Source organism: Ferrovibrio sp., assembly GCF_964218355.1.
GTDB lineage: Bacteria > Pseudomonadota > Alphaproteobacteria > Ferrovibrionales > Ferrovibrionaceae > Ferrovibrio.
Genome location: NZ_CAXPMC010000011.1, coordinates 62,490 through 79,186 on the forward strand (window position 1 = coordinate 62,490; position 16,697 = coordinate 79,186).

Below are 16,697 nucleotides of genomic sequence, written 5' to 3' on the forward strand. Positions count from 1 at the left end.
ATGTCCACGGCGGATGCCATCAGGGTCGCGATACTGGGTGCCAGCGGTTATACCGGGGCCGAGCTGCTGCGTCTGCTCGTCCGGCATCCGCGTGTCCGTATCGTCGCCCTGACCGCCGACCGGAAAGCCGGCGAGGGCATCGAAACGGTCTTCCCGCAGTTCATCGGGCTTGGCCTGCCGCGGCTGGTTACCATCGCGGACGTGGACTGGTCCGGCGTTGATGCCGTCTTCTGCGCCCTGCCGCATGGCACCACCCAGGAAGTGATCGCCAGTCTGCCGGCGCATCTGAAGATCGTCGACCTTTCTGCCGATTTCCGGCTGCGGGACCCGGTGGAGTACGCCAAGTGGTATGGCCACGAGCATCGGGCGCCGAAGCTGCAGGAAGAGGCCGTCTATGGCCTGACCGAACTGAAGCGGTCAGCGGTGGGCAAGGCCCGGCTTGTGGCCAACCCGGGCTGCTACCCGACTTCGGCGCAGCTGCCGCTGATCCCCCTGATCGAGAAGGGCCTGATCGATGCCGATGACATCGTGATCGATGCCAAGTCGGGCGTCACCGGCGCAGGGCGGGCCCCGAAGGAAGGCTCCCTTTACGCAGAGGTGGCCGAGGGCACACATGCTTATGGCGTTGCCTCGCACCGGCACGGGCCTGAGATCGAGCAGGAACTGTCTGCCACCCTCGGCCGGTCGGTGGTGGTCAATTTCACGCCGCACCTGATGCCGATGAACCGCGGCATGCTGTCCAGCATCTATGTCCGGCTGCAGAACGGCGCGACGGCAGAAGACCTGCGGACAGCACTGCTGCAGCGCTACGCCGATGAGCCCTTCATCCAGGTCGTGCCGCAGGGCGTGGCACCGCAGACCCGGCATGTGCGCGGGACTAATGCCTGCCACATCGGCGTGTTTGCCGATCGGGTGAAGAACCGGGCGATGGTGTTTTCCGTCATCGACAACCTGATGAAGGGCGCCAGTGGCCAGGCCGTGCAGAATTTCAACGCAATGTACGGACTGCCGGAAACCACGGGGCTGGACCAGCTCGCGCTGTTTCCCTGATCTGCCCTGTTGTCCCGCTGGCCATGTCCCTGATCCTGTCGTTCGGCGATGCGGTACCAGACATTGCGGCGGATGCGTTCATCGCGCCCAATGCGACGGTGATCGGGGATACGGTGATTGGCGCCCGCAGTTCCGTGTGGTTCGGCTGTGTGCTGCGTGGCGATGTCAACAGCATCCGGGTTGGCAGCGACACCAACATCCAGGACGGCACGGTGGTGCATGTCACGCGTCAGAAATTCGGGACCGAGATCGGCTCCGGGGTCACCATCGGCCATCTGGCACTGATCCACGGCTGCCGGCTGGAAGACGGATGTTTTGTCGGCATGCAGGCGACCGTGATGGATGGCTGCGTGATCGAGACCGGCGGGATGCTGGCGGCCGGCGCCCTGCTCACGCCGGGAAAGCGGATCGGACGGGGCGAGCTCTGGGCCGGCCGGCCGGCCCGGCTGATGCGCAATCTGGAAACGGCTGAAATCCAGAATATTCCGGACACGGCGACACATTATGCCCGGCTTGCGGCCCGGTATCGCGGCCAGTTAACGAATTCTTGAAATCCCGCCCGTAACGTCACAAATCTGTCTGGATAGCAGCCTGCGGCCCGGTGCCGGCAGGGATCGGGTGGAAACAATGACGCTGGAAGCCAACCCCGGCACCTGGCCGGACGATCTCTACGAACAGATCAAGTCGCACAGCGAGTTTCTGTCCGGCCGCCTGGGCAAGCTCAACCGCGGCAAGCAGCTGACCCTGGTCGGTGTCGACCTCACGGGGGTGAAGCTGGTGGGCATGAACCTGCAGCGGGCGGTTTTTCGTGGCTGCCGCCTGTACTGCGCCGATCTGCGCAATACCGATTTCAGCCAGGCCGTACTGACCGGCTGCGACCTGACCGGCGCCGACCTGACCAATGCGCGTTTCGTCTGGGCAAACCTGCGCGGCGCCGACCTGTCGCGCGCCATCCTGAAGGGCACCCGCTTCGAGAATGCGGACATGCGGCCAATGACCGAGCCGCCGGTGCCGCCCCATGGCAAGGGGGGCATCGTCTCGCTCAGCGACACCACACTGCACAACACCAATCTCAGTCAGGCCAAGCTGCTGGGCGCGAGTTTCGTCGGCGCCATCCTTGATGGAGCGATTCTCGATAATGCCGACCTGGAAGGAGCCGATTTCTCCTACTCGACGCTGCACAATGTGCAGTTCAAGAATGCCAAGCTGCATGATGCGAATTTCAATCTGGCAGATTTTCCGGCCGAGATGATGAAGGACCTGCAGGTTGCGGGTGCCCGGTTGCCGCAGATCATTCCGCCGGAGATGCTGGAGCAGGTGGTGAACGATCACCAGCTCTGGATCGACTCCGATGGCCAGAAGGGGCGCCGGGCGATCCTGTCGGGCTGGTATCTGTCGCGGGCGCATCTGGTCCATGCCAATCTGAACGGCGCGGATCTGCGGAAGGCCAACCTGTCGAATGCCAACCTGCATGGTGCCCGGCTGATCTGTTCGGATCTGCGCGAGGCCAACATGATGTATGCCAACCTCACCGATGCCGATCTGCGCGGGGCGCAGATCGAGGGAGCGCGAGGCCTGCCGGTGGTGCTGCCGGGCAGCAGGAACTAACCGGTCAGCGCCTGATGCTTCCCGCCGCGCTGGCGGCAGTGGTGCCGTTCAGGCGCTTGATGGCGCGGTGAATCCGTCGCCAGACTAGGTTGCCGGCAAAGTTGCCTCCGCTGGCCATTTCATCGATCTGCCGCCGCGCATAGGCCTCGGCCCGGCGCGCACCCTGTTCGGCGATCATGTCGCGGGCAGCCCGCCAGATTTCTGCATCGGTAGTCATGCCGCGACCGTGCCGCCAAAAGGTTAGGGAAGGGTAACCGTGGACCAGTCTAGCCCCGGATGCAGGGCTAGTCCTGAACCTTGGAAATGGCGACGCCGAGATTGTCGAGCAGTTCGCGCTCCGCCTTGCCGCCGGTGCCGCCGATCCCGCGGGCGAGCACCACATACATGGCATCGACATGGATGCTGATCACTTCCAGCTGGGCCTCGTTCGGCAGCCCCACCTTGGCAACGAAATCATGCAGCGACTTGGCCAGATGGGTCAGCAGCGGGTAACCGAACGTGCCTCCCATGCCTTTGATGTCGAAGGCAATCTCCGAAATCGTGCTCATGATGAAAATGCGCTGCAGCTCGTCATCCTCGGCCGCCTTGACCTGCTGGCGCATCTCTCGCAGCTTTTCGAGCACATCCTTGGAGAATTCATCGCTCGATTCCGCGATCACGGCCTCAATCCTCGCACGTACTTCGTCAGTCAGGGTCAGCTCCAGGCCGGTCGTATGATTGACCGCGCGCAGCCGCAGGCCCTGTGGCGCCTTTATAAATTTGGGCTTGCTGCCAACTCTGGCCATGGCCGGAACAGAACCCCCCTTCGCGTTGCCTGATCTTTATGCCCGCACAGCGGGTATCCTTTTACCGCAGCCCTGTAGATTATGTATATGGGCAGCCGACGAAAAACACCCGGCCATTGCTGGCCGGGTGCCGGGATTCCACAGGCAGACCAGTTCAGCTCCCGATCTGGCCGCCGTCCTTTTTGGTAATCGCCAGGACCGAGGGCCGCGGCGGCATGCCGGGCTGGAAATCCGGCCAGCGGGTAGCCGGATCCTCGAAGGTCGAATCCTTGCCGCTTCTGGTGAATTTCTCACCGCCATCGGCTGCCGGATGCTGCACGGCGACAAACAGGGTCCTGTCATCGGGGGTGAAGAAGGGCCCGCACATCTCGGCGCCGACCGGCACGCGGAAGAACATCTTCGACAGGCCGCGGTTGGCGCCTTCGGTCTCCACCGCCCAGACGCCGTCGGCAGTGCCGCTGGCCTTGGCCCAGGCTTCGCCCTGGTCTGTGGTGACCCATAACCGGCCCTGGTTGTCGATGGCACAGTTGTCCGGGCAGGCAAACCAGCCGCTGGCCGTGGTGGCGGGATGGAACTGGCCGCCGACCTTGGGGTCTGCCGGATTTCCGGCTTTCAGCAGCAGTGACCACCTGGCGCGATCAGCCGTGTGATCGCCGTTCGGCGGGATCATCTCGACGATTTGCCCCCATTCATTGTTCGCCCGCGGATTGGCTGTATCGAGCTGATCGGCCTTGCGCCGCGTGTTGTTGGTCAGCATCACAAAGACCTTGCCGGTCTTCGGATTGACCTCGACATCCTCGGGCCGGTCCATTTTGGTGGCACCGAGCAGGTCGGCGGCGCGGCGGGCTTCGATCAGGATGTCCGCCTGGCTGGCAAAGCCGTTTGCAGCCGTCAGGGGGCCGCGGCCATGAACGAGAGGCATCCACTCCAGGCTGCCATCGGCGTTGTATCTGGCCACCGATAGCGTGCCCTCATCCAGCAGACCGAAATTGGCCTTGCGGTTGCGGGCATTGAAGCGGCCTTTCGAAACGAAGCGGTAAACATATTCGAAGCGTTCGTCGTCACCGCTGTATACAACCACGCGGCCATCCTTGTTGACGACAACAGCCGCACCTTCATGCTTGAAGCGGCCCAGCGCAGTACGCTTGCGCGGCACGAAAGTCGGGTCATAGGGGTCGATTTCGACAATCCAGCCGAAGCGGTTTGCTTCCCGCGGTTCCCTGGCGATATCGAAGCGCTCGTGGTGCTGGCCCCAGTTGTACCAGTTGCCGGGCACGTCATAACGCTTGAAGTTGCCCGCTTCCGGGTGGCTGTCTTCGCGCTTGCCCCAGAAATAGCCGTGGAAGTTTTCCTCCGCGGTCAGCACTGTGCCCCAGGGCGTCAGGCCGCCGGCGCAATTGTTGATCATGCCGGTCACTCTCCGGCCGGTCGGATCGGCCTTGGTCTGCAGGCGCGGATGCCCGGCCGCCGGACCGGTGATCTCGCAGGCCGTGCTGAGGGCATCGATGCGGCGTGCCATGCCGCTGCCGGCCACCACGGCCCATTTCTCGCCGGGGCGGCGGATCACCTCGATGATGCTGGCACCATGGGCGGCCATCTCGATATCGACCCGTTCGCGGGTCATGTCGCGGAAGGCCTTGTCCTTGGTGTCCTGCCGGCCGATGCCGGGGAACATCAGCTCTTCGTTGGTGTATTCATGATTGATGAACAGCAATCCGTGCGACGGGTTGCTGCTGCCGGCGGGCAGCGGCAGGTACCCGATGAAATCGTTGTTGTAGCCGAACTGTTTGGCCTGGGCGGCAGCGCTCTGCTGCTGTACGTCAAAGGCGGGCGCATCGGGCAGGACCGGATCGCCCCAGCGGATCAGGACATCGGCATCGTACCCGGGGGCCACATGATGGCGCTCATCGACGCCATGGCTGATCTCGCTGAAACTGAAGCGCGGTTTGGCGGCTGTGGCGGCTTCGGCTTCGCGAGGCAGAGGCAGCCCGGCGGCAAGGGCGATGCCGGCGGCCGAGCCGGCAAGCCCCTTGAGGATGTCCCGGCGTCCGTAACGCTGCCGGACGACATCGGTGAGGGATTCGTTGCCGGTGGGATTGATGCCGCGATCCTGCGACAGTTCATAGGCTTGCGCCCGGCTGAGACGGGCGGTGGGGGGCTGGGGCATGTTACGCGATCTCCTGATTCGGAACCGGGGCGGTCCGGATGGGATGGATAATCCGCGGACGTGACGGGATGATGAAGCCGGCGATGCCGTCATCTCCGGCCCCTGGAATGGCCGTTTCGACTAAAGTCGTATGCATATGCGGCCAGAGGCGGGGCGCAGGGTGATGCACAAGAGCCCGTTCCATAAGCTATGCTGTCAGGAAACCGCAGGTTGCCGGGTGTTGTCAGAAAATAAGCACCAATTTTATTCGTCTTGTGGCAACAGATAAGAGTGACCCTGCGGCATGGGGAGGAAGGTACAGATGCTGTCCAGCATATCGGTTGGGTGGAAAGCCGGAATGGCGGGGTTTTGCGCAGCGCTCTTGTCGGCCGGCTGGATTGCAACGGCGTATCAACTGCTTCCGTTTGATGCAGTCGGGGTTGTCATCGCGGCAGGGCTTCTGCTGGTGCTGGCCTGCCTGCTGCTGGCGACGCTGCCGGGCCAGCAATCGTCCGTGCTGGGGATTCTCGGGGACTGGCCGCGGCAGGCGGATGCTGTCGAAGGGCTGCCAGCCGCCTGGCGGGATGCCCTGCGGAAACTGGCCGGCAGCTGGCGTTCCGAACAGGATCGCCAGGCCGGGCAGGCGCGCCGGCTTGCAGAACTGGAAGCGGAACTGGCGCAGTTGCGGGCGGCCGACCAGACCCGCTATGGCCGGATGCAGGAAGTCTGCATGGCCATCAGCAAGGGACGCCTGGACCAACGCCTCGACATCAATGGCGGGCAGGGCAGTGGCCATGCCCTCTCCGAGCGGTTCAATACCATGTCCGAAACTCTGGACGAGGTGTTCGGGGAACTAAAAGCCCTGTTCGGCCGGATGGCCGAGGGTGACCTTTCGGAAGGTATCCAGACCGATCGGGGCGGGGACTTTGCCGTTATCCGGGACGGGGTCGAGCAGGCCATGGAACGGCTCGGCAATGTGATCGGCACCATCGTCATGGCGGCCAATTCGATCTCTTCCGCCACCGTGGAGCTCAACCGGGAAGCCAAGGGACTGGCCGAGAGTGCCGAGACGCAGTCGGCGAGCCTGGACCGCACGGCGGCCGATGCGGCCAGCCTGAACGAGGCTTCGCGCGCCAACGAGGCGGCGGCCAAGCGGGCCAGCCAGCGGGCAGCCGAGGCGCGGGATGCCGCGCATAACGGCGTTTCCGTGGTCGGCCGCTCGGTTGAGGCAATGAACGAAATGTCGGACATGTCCCAGCGCATTTCTGAAATCACCTCGCTGATCAACGAGATCGCCTTCCAGACCAACCTGCTGGCACTGAATGCGTCGGTCGAAGCGGCCCGCGCCGGCGAGGCCGGCAAGGGCTTCGCCGTGGTGGCACAGGAAGTGCGCGCCCTGGCCCAGCGTTCTGCCAATGCCTCCAAGGACATCGGCACCATCATCAAGCAGTCCGCCGACAAGGTGAAATCCGGCGTTGCCCTGGTCAGTGAAACCGGTGAGGTGCTCAATCGGATCGTTGCCGCCATTGATGCCATGGGCGGACAGCTGGACGAGATCGAACAGGCCAGCACCGACCAGTCGGCACGGGTCAATGGCGTCAGCCATGCCATTGCCGACATGAACGCCGCGACCCGCGGCTACCTGTCTGTGGTCCAGAGGACCGGCAAGTCGGTGCAGGATATCGATCAGCAGGTCGGCAATCTTGCCACGCAGATCGCTTTCGTCACGACGCCGGCCGACAGGCCCTTCGTGGTGGCGGCCCGCGAGGCGGCTGCTGAAATCAGCCGCATCTTCGAAGCAGCGGTTGATCGTGGCGAAATGTCGATGGAGGATTTCTTCGACGAGCACTATGCACCGATCAAAGGCACCAATCCGCAGCAGTTCATGACGCGGTTCGTGAAATTCACCGATACCCATCTGCCGAAGATACAGGAGCCGCTGCTCGATACGAATGCCGCGATAGCCTTCTGCGCAGCGGTTGACCGCAAGGGCTACCTGCCGACCCATAACCTGAAATATTGTCAGCCGCAGGGACGCGACCCGGTCTGGAATGCGGCCAATTCCCGCAACCGCCGTCTTTTCAACGACCCGGTCGGGCTGGCCTGTGGCCAGAATACCAAGCCCTACCTGCTTCAGTGCTATCGCCGCGACATGGGCGGCGGAGTCTTCATTCTGATGAAGGACGTGTCCGCGCCGATCATGATCCGGGGCCGCCACTGGGGCGGCTTCCGGATCGGCTACAAGACCTGACCGGCGCGGGAGGTTCGCGTCAGACCCGCTCGATCACCATGGCGATGCCCTGGCCGACACCAATGCACATGGTGCAGAGCCCGTAGCGGCCGCCGGTGCGCTCCAGCTGGTTCAGGGCGGTGGTGACGAGGCGCGCGCCGCTCATGCCCAGCGGATGGCCGAGCGCGATGGCGCCGCCATTCGGGTTCACGTAGGTGGCGTCATCGGGCACGCCCAACTGCCGCAGCACGGCCAGGGCCTGGGCTGCGAAAGCCTCGTTCAGCTCGATTACATCCATGTCGCGGATAGACAGCCCGGCCTTGGCCAGAACCTTCTCGGTTGCCGGTGCGGGACCCATGCCCATGATCCGCGGCGGCACGCCGGCGACGGCAGTCGCGATGATGCGGCCGCGCGGCGTCAGGCCATGCTTGCGGGCAGCCTCCTCAGAAGCAAGGATCAGAGCGGCAGCACCGTCATTGACACCCGAGGCGTTGCCGGCGGTGACCGTGCCGCCCTGGCGGAACGGTGTCGGCAGCTTGGCGAGAGCCTCGATCGACGTTTCGCGGGGATGCTCGTCGCGGTCGACCACGGAGGGGTTGCCCTTGCGGCTCGGGATCGTTACCGGCGTGATTTCAGCCTCAAACAGACCAAGCTTGATGGCATTCAGCGCGCGCTCCTGGCTGCGCAACGCGAATGCATCCTGATCGGCCCGGCTGACCTGATACTGCTCGGCGACGTTTTCGGCTGTCTCCGGCATCGAATCGACGCCGTATTTCTGCTTCATCAGCCGGTTCACGAAACGCCAGCCGATGGTCGTGTCATAGATTTCGGCCGTGCGTGAAAAAGCGGTATCTGCCTTGGCCATCACGAAGGGGGCGCGGCTCATGCTCTCGACACCGCCAGAGATGACGAGATCGGCTTCGCCGGTCTTGATGGCACGGGCGCCGGCGCTGGTTGCCTCGATACCGGAACCGCACAGGCGGTTCACCGTCGCGCCCGGAACCTTCTCGGGCAGACCGGCCAGCAGCAGGGCCATGCGGGCAACGTTGCGGTTGTCTTCGCCGGCCTGGTTGGCGTTGCCGTAGATCACGTCGTCAACGGAATCCCAGTCGACCGACGGGTTGCGCTGCATCAGCGCCTTGATCGGAATCGCGCCGAGATCGTCGGCGCGGACGCTGGACAAAGCGCCGCCATAGCGGCCGACAGGCGTACGGATGGCGTCACAGATGAATGCCTCGGTCATATGTCTCTCCCTAGGGTCTCTCGAAGGCCGAGTGTGAAAATGCCCCGCCGGTCAGACCGGCGGGGTGCGGGAGATGATGGCGGAGTAAAGCGCGGAGTCAACATTTCCGCCCGAGGCAACCGCCACCACCGTGCGGTTAGCGCACGGGATTTTGCCGTTGAGAACCGCGGCCAGCGCCACGGCCCCGCCGGGTTCCACGACCAGCTTGAGATAGTGGAAAGCGGTTGCCATCGCGGTTTCCACTTCGGCATCGGTAGCGGTCAGGCTGGAGCTGAGGTTGCGCGCCATCACGCCGAAGGTGATGTCACCCGGATGCGGCGCCATCAGCGCATCGCAGAAGGTCTGGCCTTTGCCGTCGTGGCTGCGGATTTCGCCGGCCTGCAGCGACAGGGCGATATCGTCAAAACGGTCCGGCTCGCCGCAATGCACGCTACATTCCGGCAACCGGCTCTTCACGGCAAGGGAGATGCCGGAGATCAGGCCGCCGCCCGAAGCCGGGGCCAGGACCGCATCCGGAATGATGTCGCGTTCGGCGCATTGCATCAGGATTTCAAGGCCGACGGTGCCCTGACCGCTGATGATGTAGGGATCGTTGAAGGGCGGCACCAGGGTCATGCCGCGGTCGCGGGCATAGCGGTTGCCGATTGCCTCGCGGTCTTCCCTGTAGCGATCGTACAGCACCACCTCGGCACCGTAGGCGCGGGTATTGGCGATCTTGATGGCCGGGGCGTCGGCCGGCATGACGATCACGGCTGGCGTGTTGCAGATCTTGGCGGCATAGGCCGTGCCCTGGGCATGGTTGCCGGACGAGAAGGCGACCACGCCGCGACTGCGTTCTTCGGCCGACAGCCGGCTGATCCGGTTATAGGCGCCGCGGAACTTGAAGGATCCGGTCAGCTGCAGGGGCTCGGCCTTGACGAGCAGGCGGCCGCCCAGTTTTTCGTTCAGCAGCGGGCTTTCCAGCAGCGGCGTGCGAACGGCCACGCCGCGCAGGCGGCTGGCGGCATCCTCGACATCGGCAACAGTAGGCAGCGGCGGCAGGCCGGCAGGTGCATTCACGGTCAGTCTCCCAGTGCTAGACCCTCGCGGCGCGGATCGGCGGCGCCGGTCCAGCCCTGCGGGCCACGGATGATTACATGCAGGCCGCTGGTCATTTCCAGCCTCCGGACGGTATGGCCCATGGCTTCCAGCACGGCCTGCCATTCGGCCGGTGCGTCTGTTTCCAGTTCGGTCGGGCCGTTGCGGCTGCCGAAATGCGGCAGGCTGATGGCGGCCAGCGGATCATAACCTCTGTCCAGTATCAGCCAGAGGCTGCGGGTCACGTAGTTGATGATGGCGCTGCCGCCGGGTGATCCGGCCACGCCGTAGAGACGGCCGGAGGCATCGAACAGGATGGTCGGTGCCATCGAGCTGCGTGGTCGCTTGCCGGGCTCAACGCGGTTGGCCACGGCCCGGCCGTCGCGTTCAGGCAGGAAGGAGAAATCGGTCAGTTGGTTGTTCAGCAGGAAGCCGGCCACCATCAGCCGGGCCCCGAAGGCGTTTTCGATGGTGGTGGTCATCGCGAGCGCATTGCCTGCACGGTCGACAATGGAGACATGGCTGGTGCCGCGTTCGGGCAGGCCGAGGCCTGCGGGCGGCGCGAGACCGCGGCGGCCGGGCGGATCGCCGGGCTCGGCCCGGCCCGAGCTGCGGGCCGGATCGATCAGGCGGGCACGCCGGGCAAGATAGGCACGATCGAGCAGGCCATCGACCGGCACCCGCACGAAATCCTGGTCGGCGACATAGGCATCGCGGTCGGCGAAAGCAAGGCGGGCGGCTTCGGCATAGAGATGAACCGCCTCCGGTGTGACCGGGCCCGGTTGTGCCGGCCCGAGGGCTTCGAGAATGCCGAGAATCTGCAGGCTGGCGATGCCGCCGGAACTGGGCGGCCCGAAACCGCAGACCCGCATCAGGCGGAAACTGCCACAGAGGGGCGGTCGTGTCGTCGCCCGGTAGTCCGCGAGGTCCGCATGGGTGAGGTCGCCGGGATTGTCCGGATGGCCGCGCACGGCCGCCACGATGGCGTCGGCAACCGGGCCGCGGTAAAAGGCGTCGGCACCGTCGGCGGCAATCCGCTGCAGGGTTGCCGCCAGTTCCGGATTGCGCAGCAGGGTGCCGGCCGGCAGGGCCGGCCCGTCCGGCGTATAGAACAGGGCGCGGGCCTTGGGGTCGCGGCGCAGCGCCGGATCGATTTCGAGCAGGCGCTGCAGGCGCGGCGATACCGGGAAGCCGGCGGTCGCCGCCGCAATTGCCGGCTGGAATCCGGCCGCCCAGTCGAGCCGGCCATGGATCCGGTGCGCCGCCTCCAGGGCCCGCAGCACACCCGGCACGCCGACGGAGCGCCCGCCGACCACGGCGGCAGCGAAATCCATCGGTCGTCCGTCAGGCTGCAGGAACCGGTCCGGCCGGGCTGCTGCCGGTGCGGTTTCCCGGCCGTCATAGGCATAGAGCAGCTTCTGGCCGGCATCCCAGTACAGGATGAAGGCGCCGCCGCCGATACCGGAGGATTGCGGTTCAACGAGGTTAAGCATCATCTGTACGGCAATCGCCGCGTCGATGGCGCTGCCGCCCTGGCGGAGAATGTCGAGCCCCGCCCGGGTTGCCAGTGGATTGGCGGCCACCACCATCTCGTGGCGGGCAACGGCTTCGGCCGCCTGGCGGCGGCCGGACGCGGCCTCGGGCGCCGGCCGCTCCTGGGCCGGGGCCATGACTGCCGGCAGCAGCAGCACGGCAACGATGCAGAGAAGGCGGCGCATCACAGGCCGCCCAGGAAATCGTCGATGGCCGCCTGCGCCAGCGGCTCGTCCAGCATCGGCACATGGCCGACATCGGGCAGGGTGACACCGATCATGCCGGCATGCTCGCGTTTCATGCGCACGAATGTCTCGGCCGACAGCACATCGGACAAGGCGCCGCGCAGTGCCAGCAGTGGCAGCTTGCGCAGGCCGCGGAACAGCGGCCAGAGATCGGGCAGGGGCTGGGTCGACTGGGCTTTCAGGTTCACCGCGATGGCAAGATCGTAATCCAGCCGCACGCCGTTGCCATCAGCCACGAAGGTGGCGCGGGCCAGTTTCATCCAGCCTTCGTGCTCGAGCTGTGGGTAGGCGCCGATAAAGCCGCGCCGCCACAATTCGGCAGCGTCTTCAAAACTGGCGGCACGGATATCGGTGCCGATGGCATCGGCAATACGCTGCCGGCCATCCTCGCTGACTTCGGGGCCGACGTCATTGAGGATCACGCCGGCCAACACCGCCGGCATGGCCGCAGACATGCCCATCGCCAGCAGGCCGCCCATGGAGGTGCCAAGGATGACGGCACGATCAATTCGCGCCACGGCCAGCAGCTGCTGCAGGTCGCCGAGATAGACCACAGGGTCGTAATGCACCGGGTCGCGGTCATAGGCCGAGCGGCCGCGGCCGCGGTAATCGACGGTGATCACGCGGCGCTGCGGTGCATGGCGGCAGGCGATGTCGTGAAAGTCCTTGCTGTTGCGCGTCAGGCCGGGCAGGCACAGCAGCGGCAGGCGCGGTGCATTCCGGTCGCCGTAATCCCGGTAATACAGGCGCAGATCGTCCTGGGCGTGAAAGAAATGCTCGGTGAATGGCTGCGCGGTCATGCCGTTCTCATGCCGCGGCGCCGACGGCGTCGGGAACGCCGGTCAGGTCATGCAGGACCAGGTCCGGCGGATTCGGCAGGCGCTCACGCGGCTGGCCGCTGCGGTTGATCCAGATGGCATGAAAACCGAACGTCTTGCCGGCATGGATGTCCCAGCCGTTGCTGCTGTGGAAGGCGATGGCGGCAGCCGGCAGGCCGGTGCGGTCGGTCACCATCCTGTAGATGCGCATGTCCGGCTTGAAGATGCCGACATCTTCGACCGACAGCACGTGATCCAGCAATCCGTCCAGCCCGGCTGTGCGACAGGCGGCCTCCAGCATGGCCGGCGATCCATTCGACAGGATGCCGGTGACGAGGCCGGCGCGTTTCAGCTTCTGCAGCATGGCCGGCACTTCCGGAAAACAGGCCAGGTTGAAATACAGATCCATCAGGCGCTGGCGCAGACCGGCGCCGGCCACGGCATGGGCTTCCATGGCGAAATCGAGGGCATCGCCGGTCAGCTGCCAGAAGTCGACATGCTGGCCCATCAGGCTGCGCAGCCATGAATAGCTCAGCTGCTTGCTGCGCCATGTTTCTGCCAAAGGCTGCCAGGAGTCGCCCAGTTCCGAAGCAAGGGCGCGCGCTGCCGCATTGACATCGAACAGCGTGCCGTAGGCATCGAAGAAACAGGCACGGATTCCGGCTGAGGACCTGTCCATCAGCTGCCTCCCTGTCGGTCTTGTTTCAGCAGGGCGGCGTGCCGCAGGCCTGCATGGATGCGCCGCGCATGTCGGCGTAGAGGCGCTCGATCGCCGGCGGCTGCTTGTCCAGCAGCGCGCGGTAGACCTGCACCCCTTCCAGCACCCGCTGTACATAGTTGCGGGTTTCCGAAAATGGAATCAGTTCGATCCAGTCAACCACGTCGATGGCCGGACTGCGCGGATCGCCCCAGTCCCGGATCCAGCGGCGGACCCGGCTTTCGCCGGCATTGTACGCGGCCAGGGCAAGGACATAGTTGTTGTCCCAGTTCTTCAGCAGCCCCTGCAGGTAATAGGCGCCGAGCCTGGCATTGTAGCGGGCGTCGTCGGTCAGCAAGGCCGGCTGGTAGCCGAGCTTCATTTCCTTGGCGACATGGCGGGCCGTGCTGGGCATCAGCTGCATCAGGCCGCGGGCGCCGGCGGGGGACTGGGCGAACTGGTTGAACTCGCTTTCCTGCCGCGACACGGCGAGCAGCAGGGCGGTTTCCGGCGTGTCCATCCGCAGCATCGGTTCGACCAGCGGATAGCTTTCCCGCACCAGGATCACTCCTTGCCTGGCCGACCGCTTGGTGGATGTCACGGCCAGATCAACCCGGCGCAGGTTGCGTGCCAGTTCGGCCACCAGCTTGTGTTCTTCCGCTCCGCCGGCCGTATGGACCAGGCGCAGGATGAAGGGGCGCAGCCGGTCTTCACGGTCGAGTTCGACCAGGATGTGGGCGGCACGAACCACTTCGCGCTGTGCGAATTCCGCGGCCAGCGCGGGGCTCGGCCGGGCCGGTTCCGGCAGCGGCAGGGGCTGTTTGCTGTCCAGCTCCCGGATCGCCAGCTGGCCGTAAAACGTCGTGCTGTGCTGGGCGGCCTGCCCGAACCAGAAGCGGGCCTGTTCCTGATTGCCGAGCAGGGTGTAGGTCCGGCCCAGCCAGTAGGCGGCGCGGGCGAGGCTGATCGGATAGCTGACCGCTTCCTGCAGGGCCGTGAAATGCTTCAGGGCTGCGGTCGGCTCCTGCAGCAGGCGGAGGGCGATCCAGCCGGCCAGCCATTCCGCTTCCGCCATGCCGCTTCCGCCCTTGAGCCCATGGCCGGCGGCCAGGCGGTAGGCCTCCGAAATGCGCCCCTCGGCCATCGCCTTGCGGGCGCGGTAATGGCGTTCGACCCACCATTTCTCGGCCCGGCCGAGATCGTCCGGCGCATTGTAGAGCAGGCTCTCGACGACATCATCCATGCCTCGCCGCCGCTGCCAGCGCATCCGGTCATACGCCAGGCCGCCATCATCGCGCAGGTCCTTCGGCAGGGCGGCGACCAGCTTTTCGGCACCATGCAGGTTCTGGGCAAGCGCGATCCGCACCTCGGTCAGTTGCCGGACCGGCGGCGACAGACGCGGCAGCATCCGCCGTACCGCCTCGATATTACCGTCCCACAGCAGCCGGTCTGCTCGCGCCGCATTGTCTTCGGCGGTGAAGCGGCTGCCGAAACCCGCCCACAATTCGCGTTCGTCCCGGCTGGCCAGATTCCCGTCGACCCAGGCCCGGCGCAGGGTCTCGAAGGCTTCCGCATCGCGGCCCTTGCGGGCCAGCGCCTGGCCATGGCGCAGGAGGCCGAGGCCGGAACCCGGCGGATGCGCCGCAAACCACGCCAGAATGCGGTCATCCCCGACCGAGATGTCGATGCTTTCCTCGGCCCGGCGCAGCAGGGCATCCCGGGCCGGCCAGTCCGGATTGGCGTCGATGAAGGCCGCGATCTCCTCGAAGGGTGCACCGCTGCCTGAGGTCTGCAGCCACAGCCACTGGACCAGCTTGCCGACCAGCGGTTCGCTGACGCGGGCCGCCAGCCGGCGGGCAGCATCGAACCGGCCGGCATCGGCTTCCTGCATGGCCTTGAGGCCGGCCTCGCGGTCGGCACGGGACAGCAGGGCGCGGCTGGCGGGCAGCGTGGTCTGCTCCGGCCGGGCCGGTGGCGTGCCGCGGCGCGGCTTGTTTTCCGGAAGCGGCGCATCGCTGACCATGGCTGCGGCAACGGTGTGCGGCGACGGTTTGGTCTGCGGCAGCGGCGGCTCGGCCAGTGCCGGCGGACCGAAGGCAAGCAGGATCGCAGCCAGCCCGAAGGCAAGCTGCCGGATCGGCCGGCCGGCAAGCCTGGCGGCGCGAGAGCGGGAGGGGATGGCAGGACGGGGTGTCGACACGGCGAATCTTTCGCAAATCCAAGGACATGATAGCAGGACCGCGGCCGCTGCAAAAGCGCGGCTTGCCCTTGATGGGGGCGGACGGCACAGGTATGTTCGCGGCTTGTCCGTTTTGTGTCAGCCGCAGGCAGAGGATTTCGCCATGTTCAAGGGCTCGTTCGTCGCTTTGATCACCCCCTTCAGGAAGGGGAAGGTGGACGAGAAGGCGTTCGGCGATTTTGTCGAGTGGCAGATCGCCCAGGGCACCCATGGCCTGGTGCCGGTCGGCACCACGGGGGAATCGCCGACCCTGAGTCATGACGAACACAAGCGCGTGGTCGAGATCTGCATCGAGGCGGCCCACGGCCGGGTGCCGGTGATGGCCGGTGCCGGTTCCAATTCGACCGACGAGGCGATCGAGCTGACCCTGCATGCGCAGGAGGCCGGTGCCGATGCCGCCCTGATCGTCACGCCGTATTACAACAAGCCGACCCAAGCCGGCCTGTTTGCCCATTACAAGGCGATCCACGACGCCACGAAGATTCCGATCTTCATCTACAACATTCCGCCGCGCTGCGTGATCGACATGTCGGTGGAAACAATGGCGGCGCTGTCCAAGCTGCCGCGCGTCCGCGGTGTCAAGGATGCCACCGGCGATCTGCTGCGCCCGCTGCGCCAGCGCGCGGCCTCCGGCAGCAAATTCTGCATGCTGGACGGTGACGATGCGTCGGCGATTGCCTTCAACGCGCATGGCGGCACCGGCTGCATCTCGGTCACCGGCAACATTGCGCCGAAGCTGTGCGCCCAGATGCAGGAGGCCAGCCTCGCCGGCGACCATGCCAGGGCGCTGGCCATCCAGGAGAAGCTGATGCCGTTGCACAGCGTGCTGTTCATCGAGGCCAACCCCGGTCCGGTGAAATACGCCGCTGAACTTCTCGGCATCTGCGAACGCGACGTGCGTCTGCCGCTGGTTGCGCCGACCAAGGAAACCCAGGCAAAGGTCAAGGCCGTGGTCAAGGCGCTTGGCCTGCAGGGCCCGAAGGCGGCAAAGGCCAAGGCAAAGCCGAAAAAGAAGAAGTAGTTCCT

Annotated in this window: 14 protein-coding genes; 5 read left to right on the forward strand and 9 right to left on the reverse strand. The window is 65.5% G+C overall.

Annotated features, from left to right (window positions below; all coding sequences use genetic code 11):
* The 3 genes from argC (at position 1) to ACEQZY_RS07035 (ending at position 2,658) form a co-directional block, all read left to right on the forward strand.
* Positions 1–1,050 (forward strand): N-acetyl-gamma-glutamyl-phosphate reductase, encoded by a 1,050-nt coding sequence (gene argC, locus ACEQZY_RS07025; RefSeq protein WP_370153244.1) that lies wholly within the window; start codon positions 1–3, stop codon positions 1,048–1,050.
* Between the two features lie 23 nt (positions 1,051–1,073).
* Positions 1,074–1,601 carry a gamma carbonic anhydrase family protein gene (locus ACEQZY_RS07030; RefSeq protein ID WP_370153246.1) on the forward strand — a complete coding sequence of 176 codons (528 nt, stop codon included), beginning with the start codon at positions 1,074–1,076 and terminating at the stop codon, positions 1,599–1,601.
* Between the two features lie 76 nt (positions 1,602–1,677).
* Positions 1,678–2,658 carry a pentapeptide repeat-containing protein gene (locus ACEQZY_RS07035; protein WP_341702755.1) on the forward strand — a complete coding sequence of 327 codons (981 nt, stop codon included), beginning with the start codon at positions 1,678–1,680 and terminating at the stop codon, positions 2,656–2,658.
* 4 nt (positions 2,659–2,662) lie between these two features.
* Here the strand turns inward: ACEQZY_RS07035 and ACEQZY_RS07040 are convergent, their stop codons facing one another.
* The 3 genes from ACEQZY_RS07040 to ACEQZY_RS07050 form a co-directional block, all read right to left on the reverse strand.
* Positions 2,663–2,875, reverse strand: a complete 213-nt coding sequence (locus ACEQZY_RS07040; RefSeq protein ID WP_341702754.1) for a hypothetical protein — start codon at positions 2,873–2,875, stop codon at positions 2,663–2,665.
* 67 nt (positions 2,876–2,942) lie between these two features.
* On the reverse strand, positions 2,943–3,317 hold the full coding sequence (locus tag ACEQZY_RS07045; RefSeq protein WP_341702753.1) for a hypothetical protein: 375 nt from the start codon (positions 3,315–3,317) through the stop codon (positions 2,943–2,945).
* A 280-nt stretch (positions 3,318–3,597) separates the two neighbouring features.
* Complete coding sequence (locus tag ACEQZY_RS07050; RefSeq protein WP_370153249.1) at positions 3,598–5,610, reverse strand: PhoX family phosphatase; 2,013 nt, start codon at positions 5,608–5,610, stop codon at positions 3,598–3,600.
* Positions 5,611–6,055: 445 nt separating this feature from the next.
* Between ACEQZY_RS07050 and ACEQZY_RS07055 the strand changes: the two genes are divergently transcribed.
* Positions 6,056–7,840, forward strand: a complete 1,785-nt coding sequence (locus tag ACEQZY_RS07055) for a methyl-accepting chemotaxis protein (protein ID WP_370153251.1) — start codon at positions 6,056–6,058, stop codon at positions 7,838–7,840.
* 19 nt (positions 7,841–7,859) lie between these two features.
* Here ACEQZY_RS07055 and pcaF read toward each other — a convergent pair whose 3' ends face one another.
* From pcaF to ACEQZY_RS07085, 6 genes are read right to left on the reverse strand one after another with little or no spacing between them, the layout of a single operon-like run.
* Positions 7,860–9,062: a 3-oxoadipyl-CoA thiolase gene (gene pcaF / locus ACEQZY_RS07060; RefSeq protein WP_341703572.1), complete on the reverse strand. Its 1,203-nt coding sequence runs from the start codon at positions 9,060–9,062 to the stop codon at positions 7,860–7,862.
* Positions 9,063–9,113: 51 nt separating this feature from the next.
* Positions 9,114–10,121, reverse strand: coding sequence for a threonine/serine dehydratase (locus ACEQZY_RS07065; RefSeq protein WP_370153253.1), 1,008 nt, complete (start codon positions 10,119–10,121; stop codon positions 9,114–9,116).
* Between the two features lie 2 nt (positions 10,122–10,123).
* The gene (ggt, locus tag ACEQZY_RS07070; protein WP_370153255.1) at positions 10,124–11,857 is read right to left on the reverse strand and encodes a gamma-glutamyltransferase; all 1,734 of its coding nucleotides are present in this window, start codon (positions 11,855–11,857) and stop codon (positions 10,124–10,126) included.
* Positions 11,857–12,717: an alpha/beta fold hydrolase gene (locus ACEQZY_RS07075; protein WP_370153257.1), complete on the reverse strand. Its 861-nt coding sequence runs from the start codon at positions 12,715–12,717 to the stop codon at positions 11,857–11,859. The genes ggt and ACEQZY_RS07075 overlap by 1 nt, the downstream gene beginning before the upstream one ends.
* A gap of 7 nt (positions 12,718–12,724) precedes the next feature.
* Positions 12,725–13,414: a haloacid dehalogenase type II gene (locus ACEQZY_RS07080; protein WP_341703576.1), complete on the reverse strand. Its 690-nt coding sequence runs from the start codon at positions 13,412–13,414 to the stop codon at positions 12,725–12,727.
* Between the two features lie 25 nt (positions 13,415–13,439).
* Positions 13,440–15,632, reverse strand: coding sequence for a lytic transglycosylase domain-containing protein (locus ACEQZY_RS07085; protein WP_370153259.1), 2,193 nt, complete (start codon positions 15,630–15,632; stop codon positions 13,440–13,442).
* Positions 15,633–15,774: 142 nt separating this feature from the next.
* On the opposite strand from ACEQZY_RS07085, the gene dapA reads away from it, so the two are divergent.
* Positions 15,775–16,692: a 4-hydroxy-tetrahydrodipicolinate synthase gene (gene dapA, locus ACEQZY_RS07090; RefSeq protein ID WP_370153261.1), complete on the forward strand. Its 918-nt coding sequence runs from the start codon at positions 15,775–15,777 to the stop codon at positions 16,690–16,692.
* Positions 16,693–16,697 lie beyond the last annotated feature (5 nt).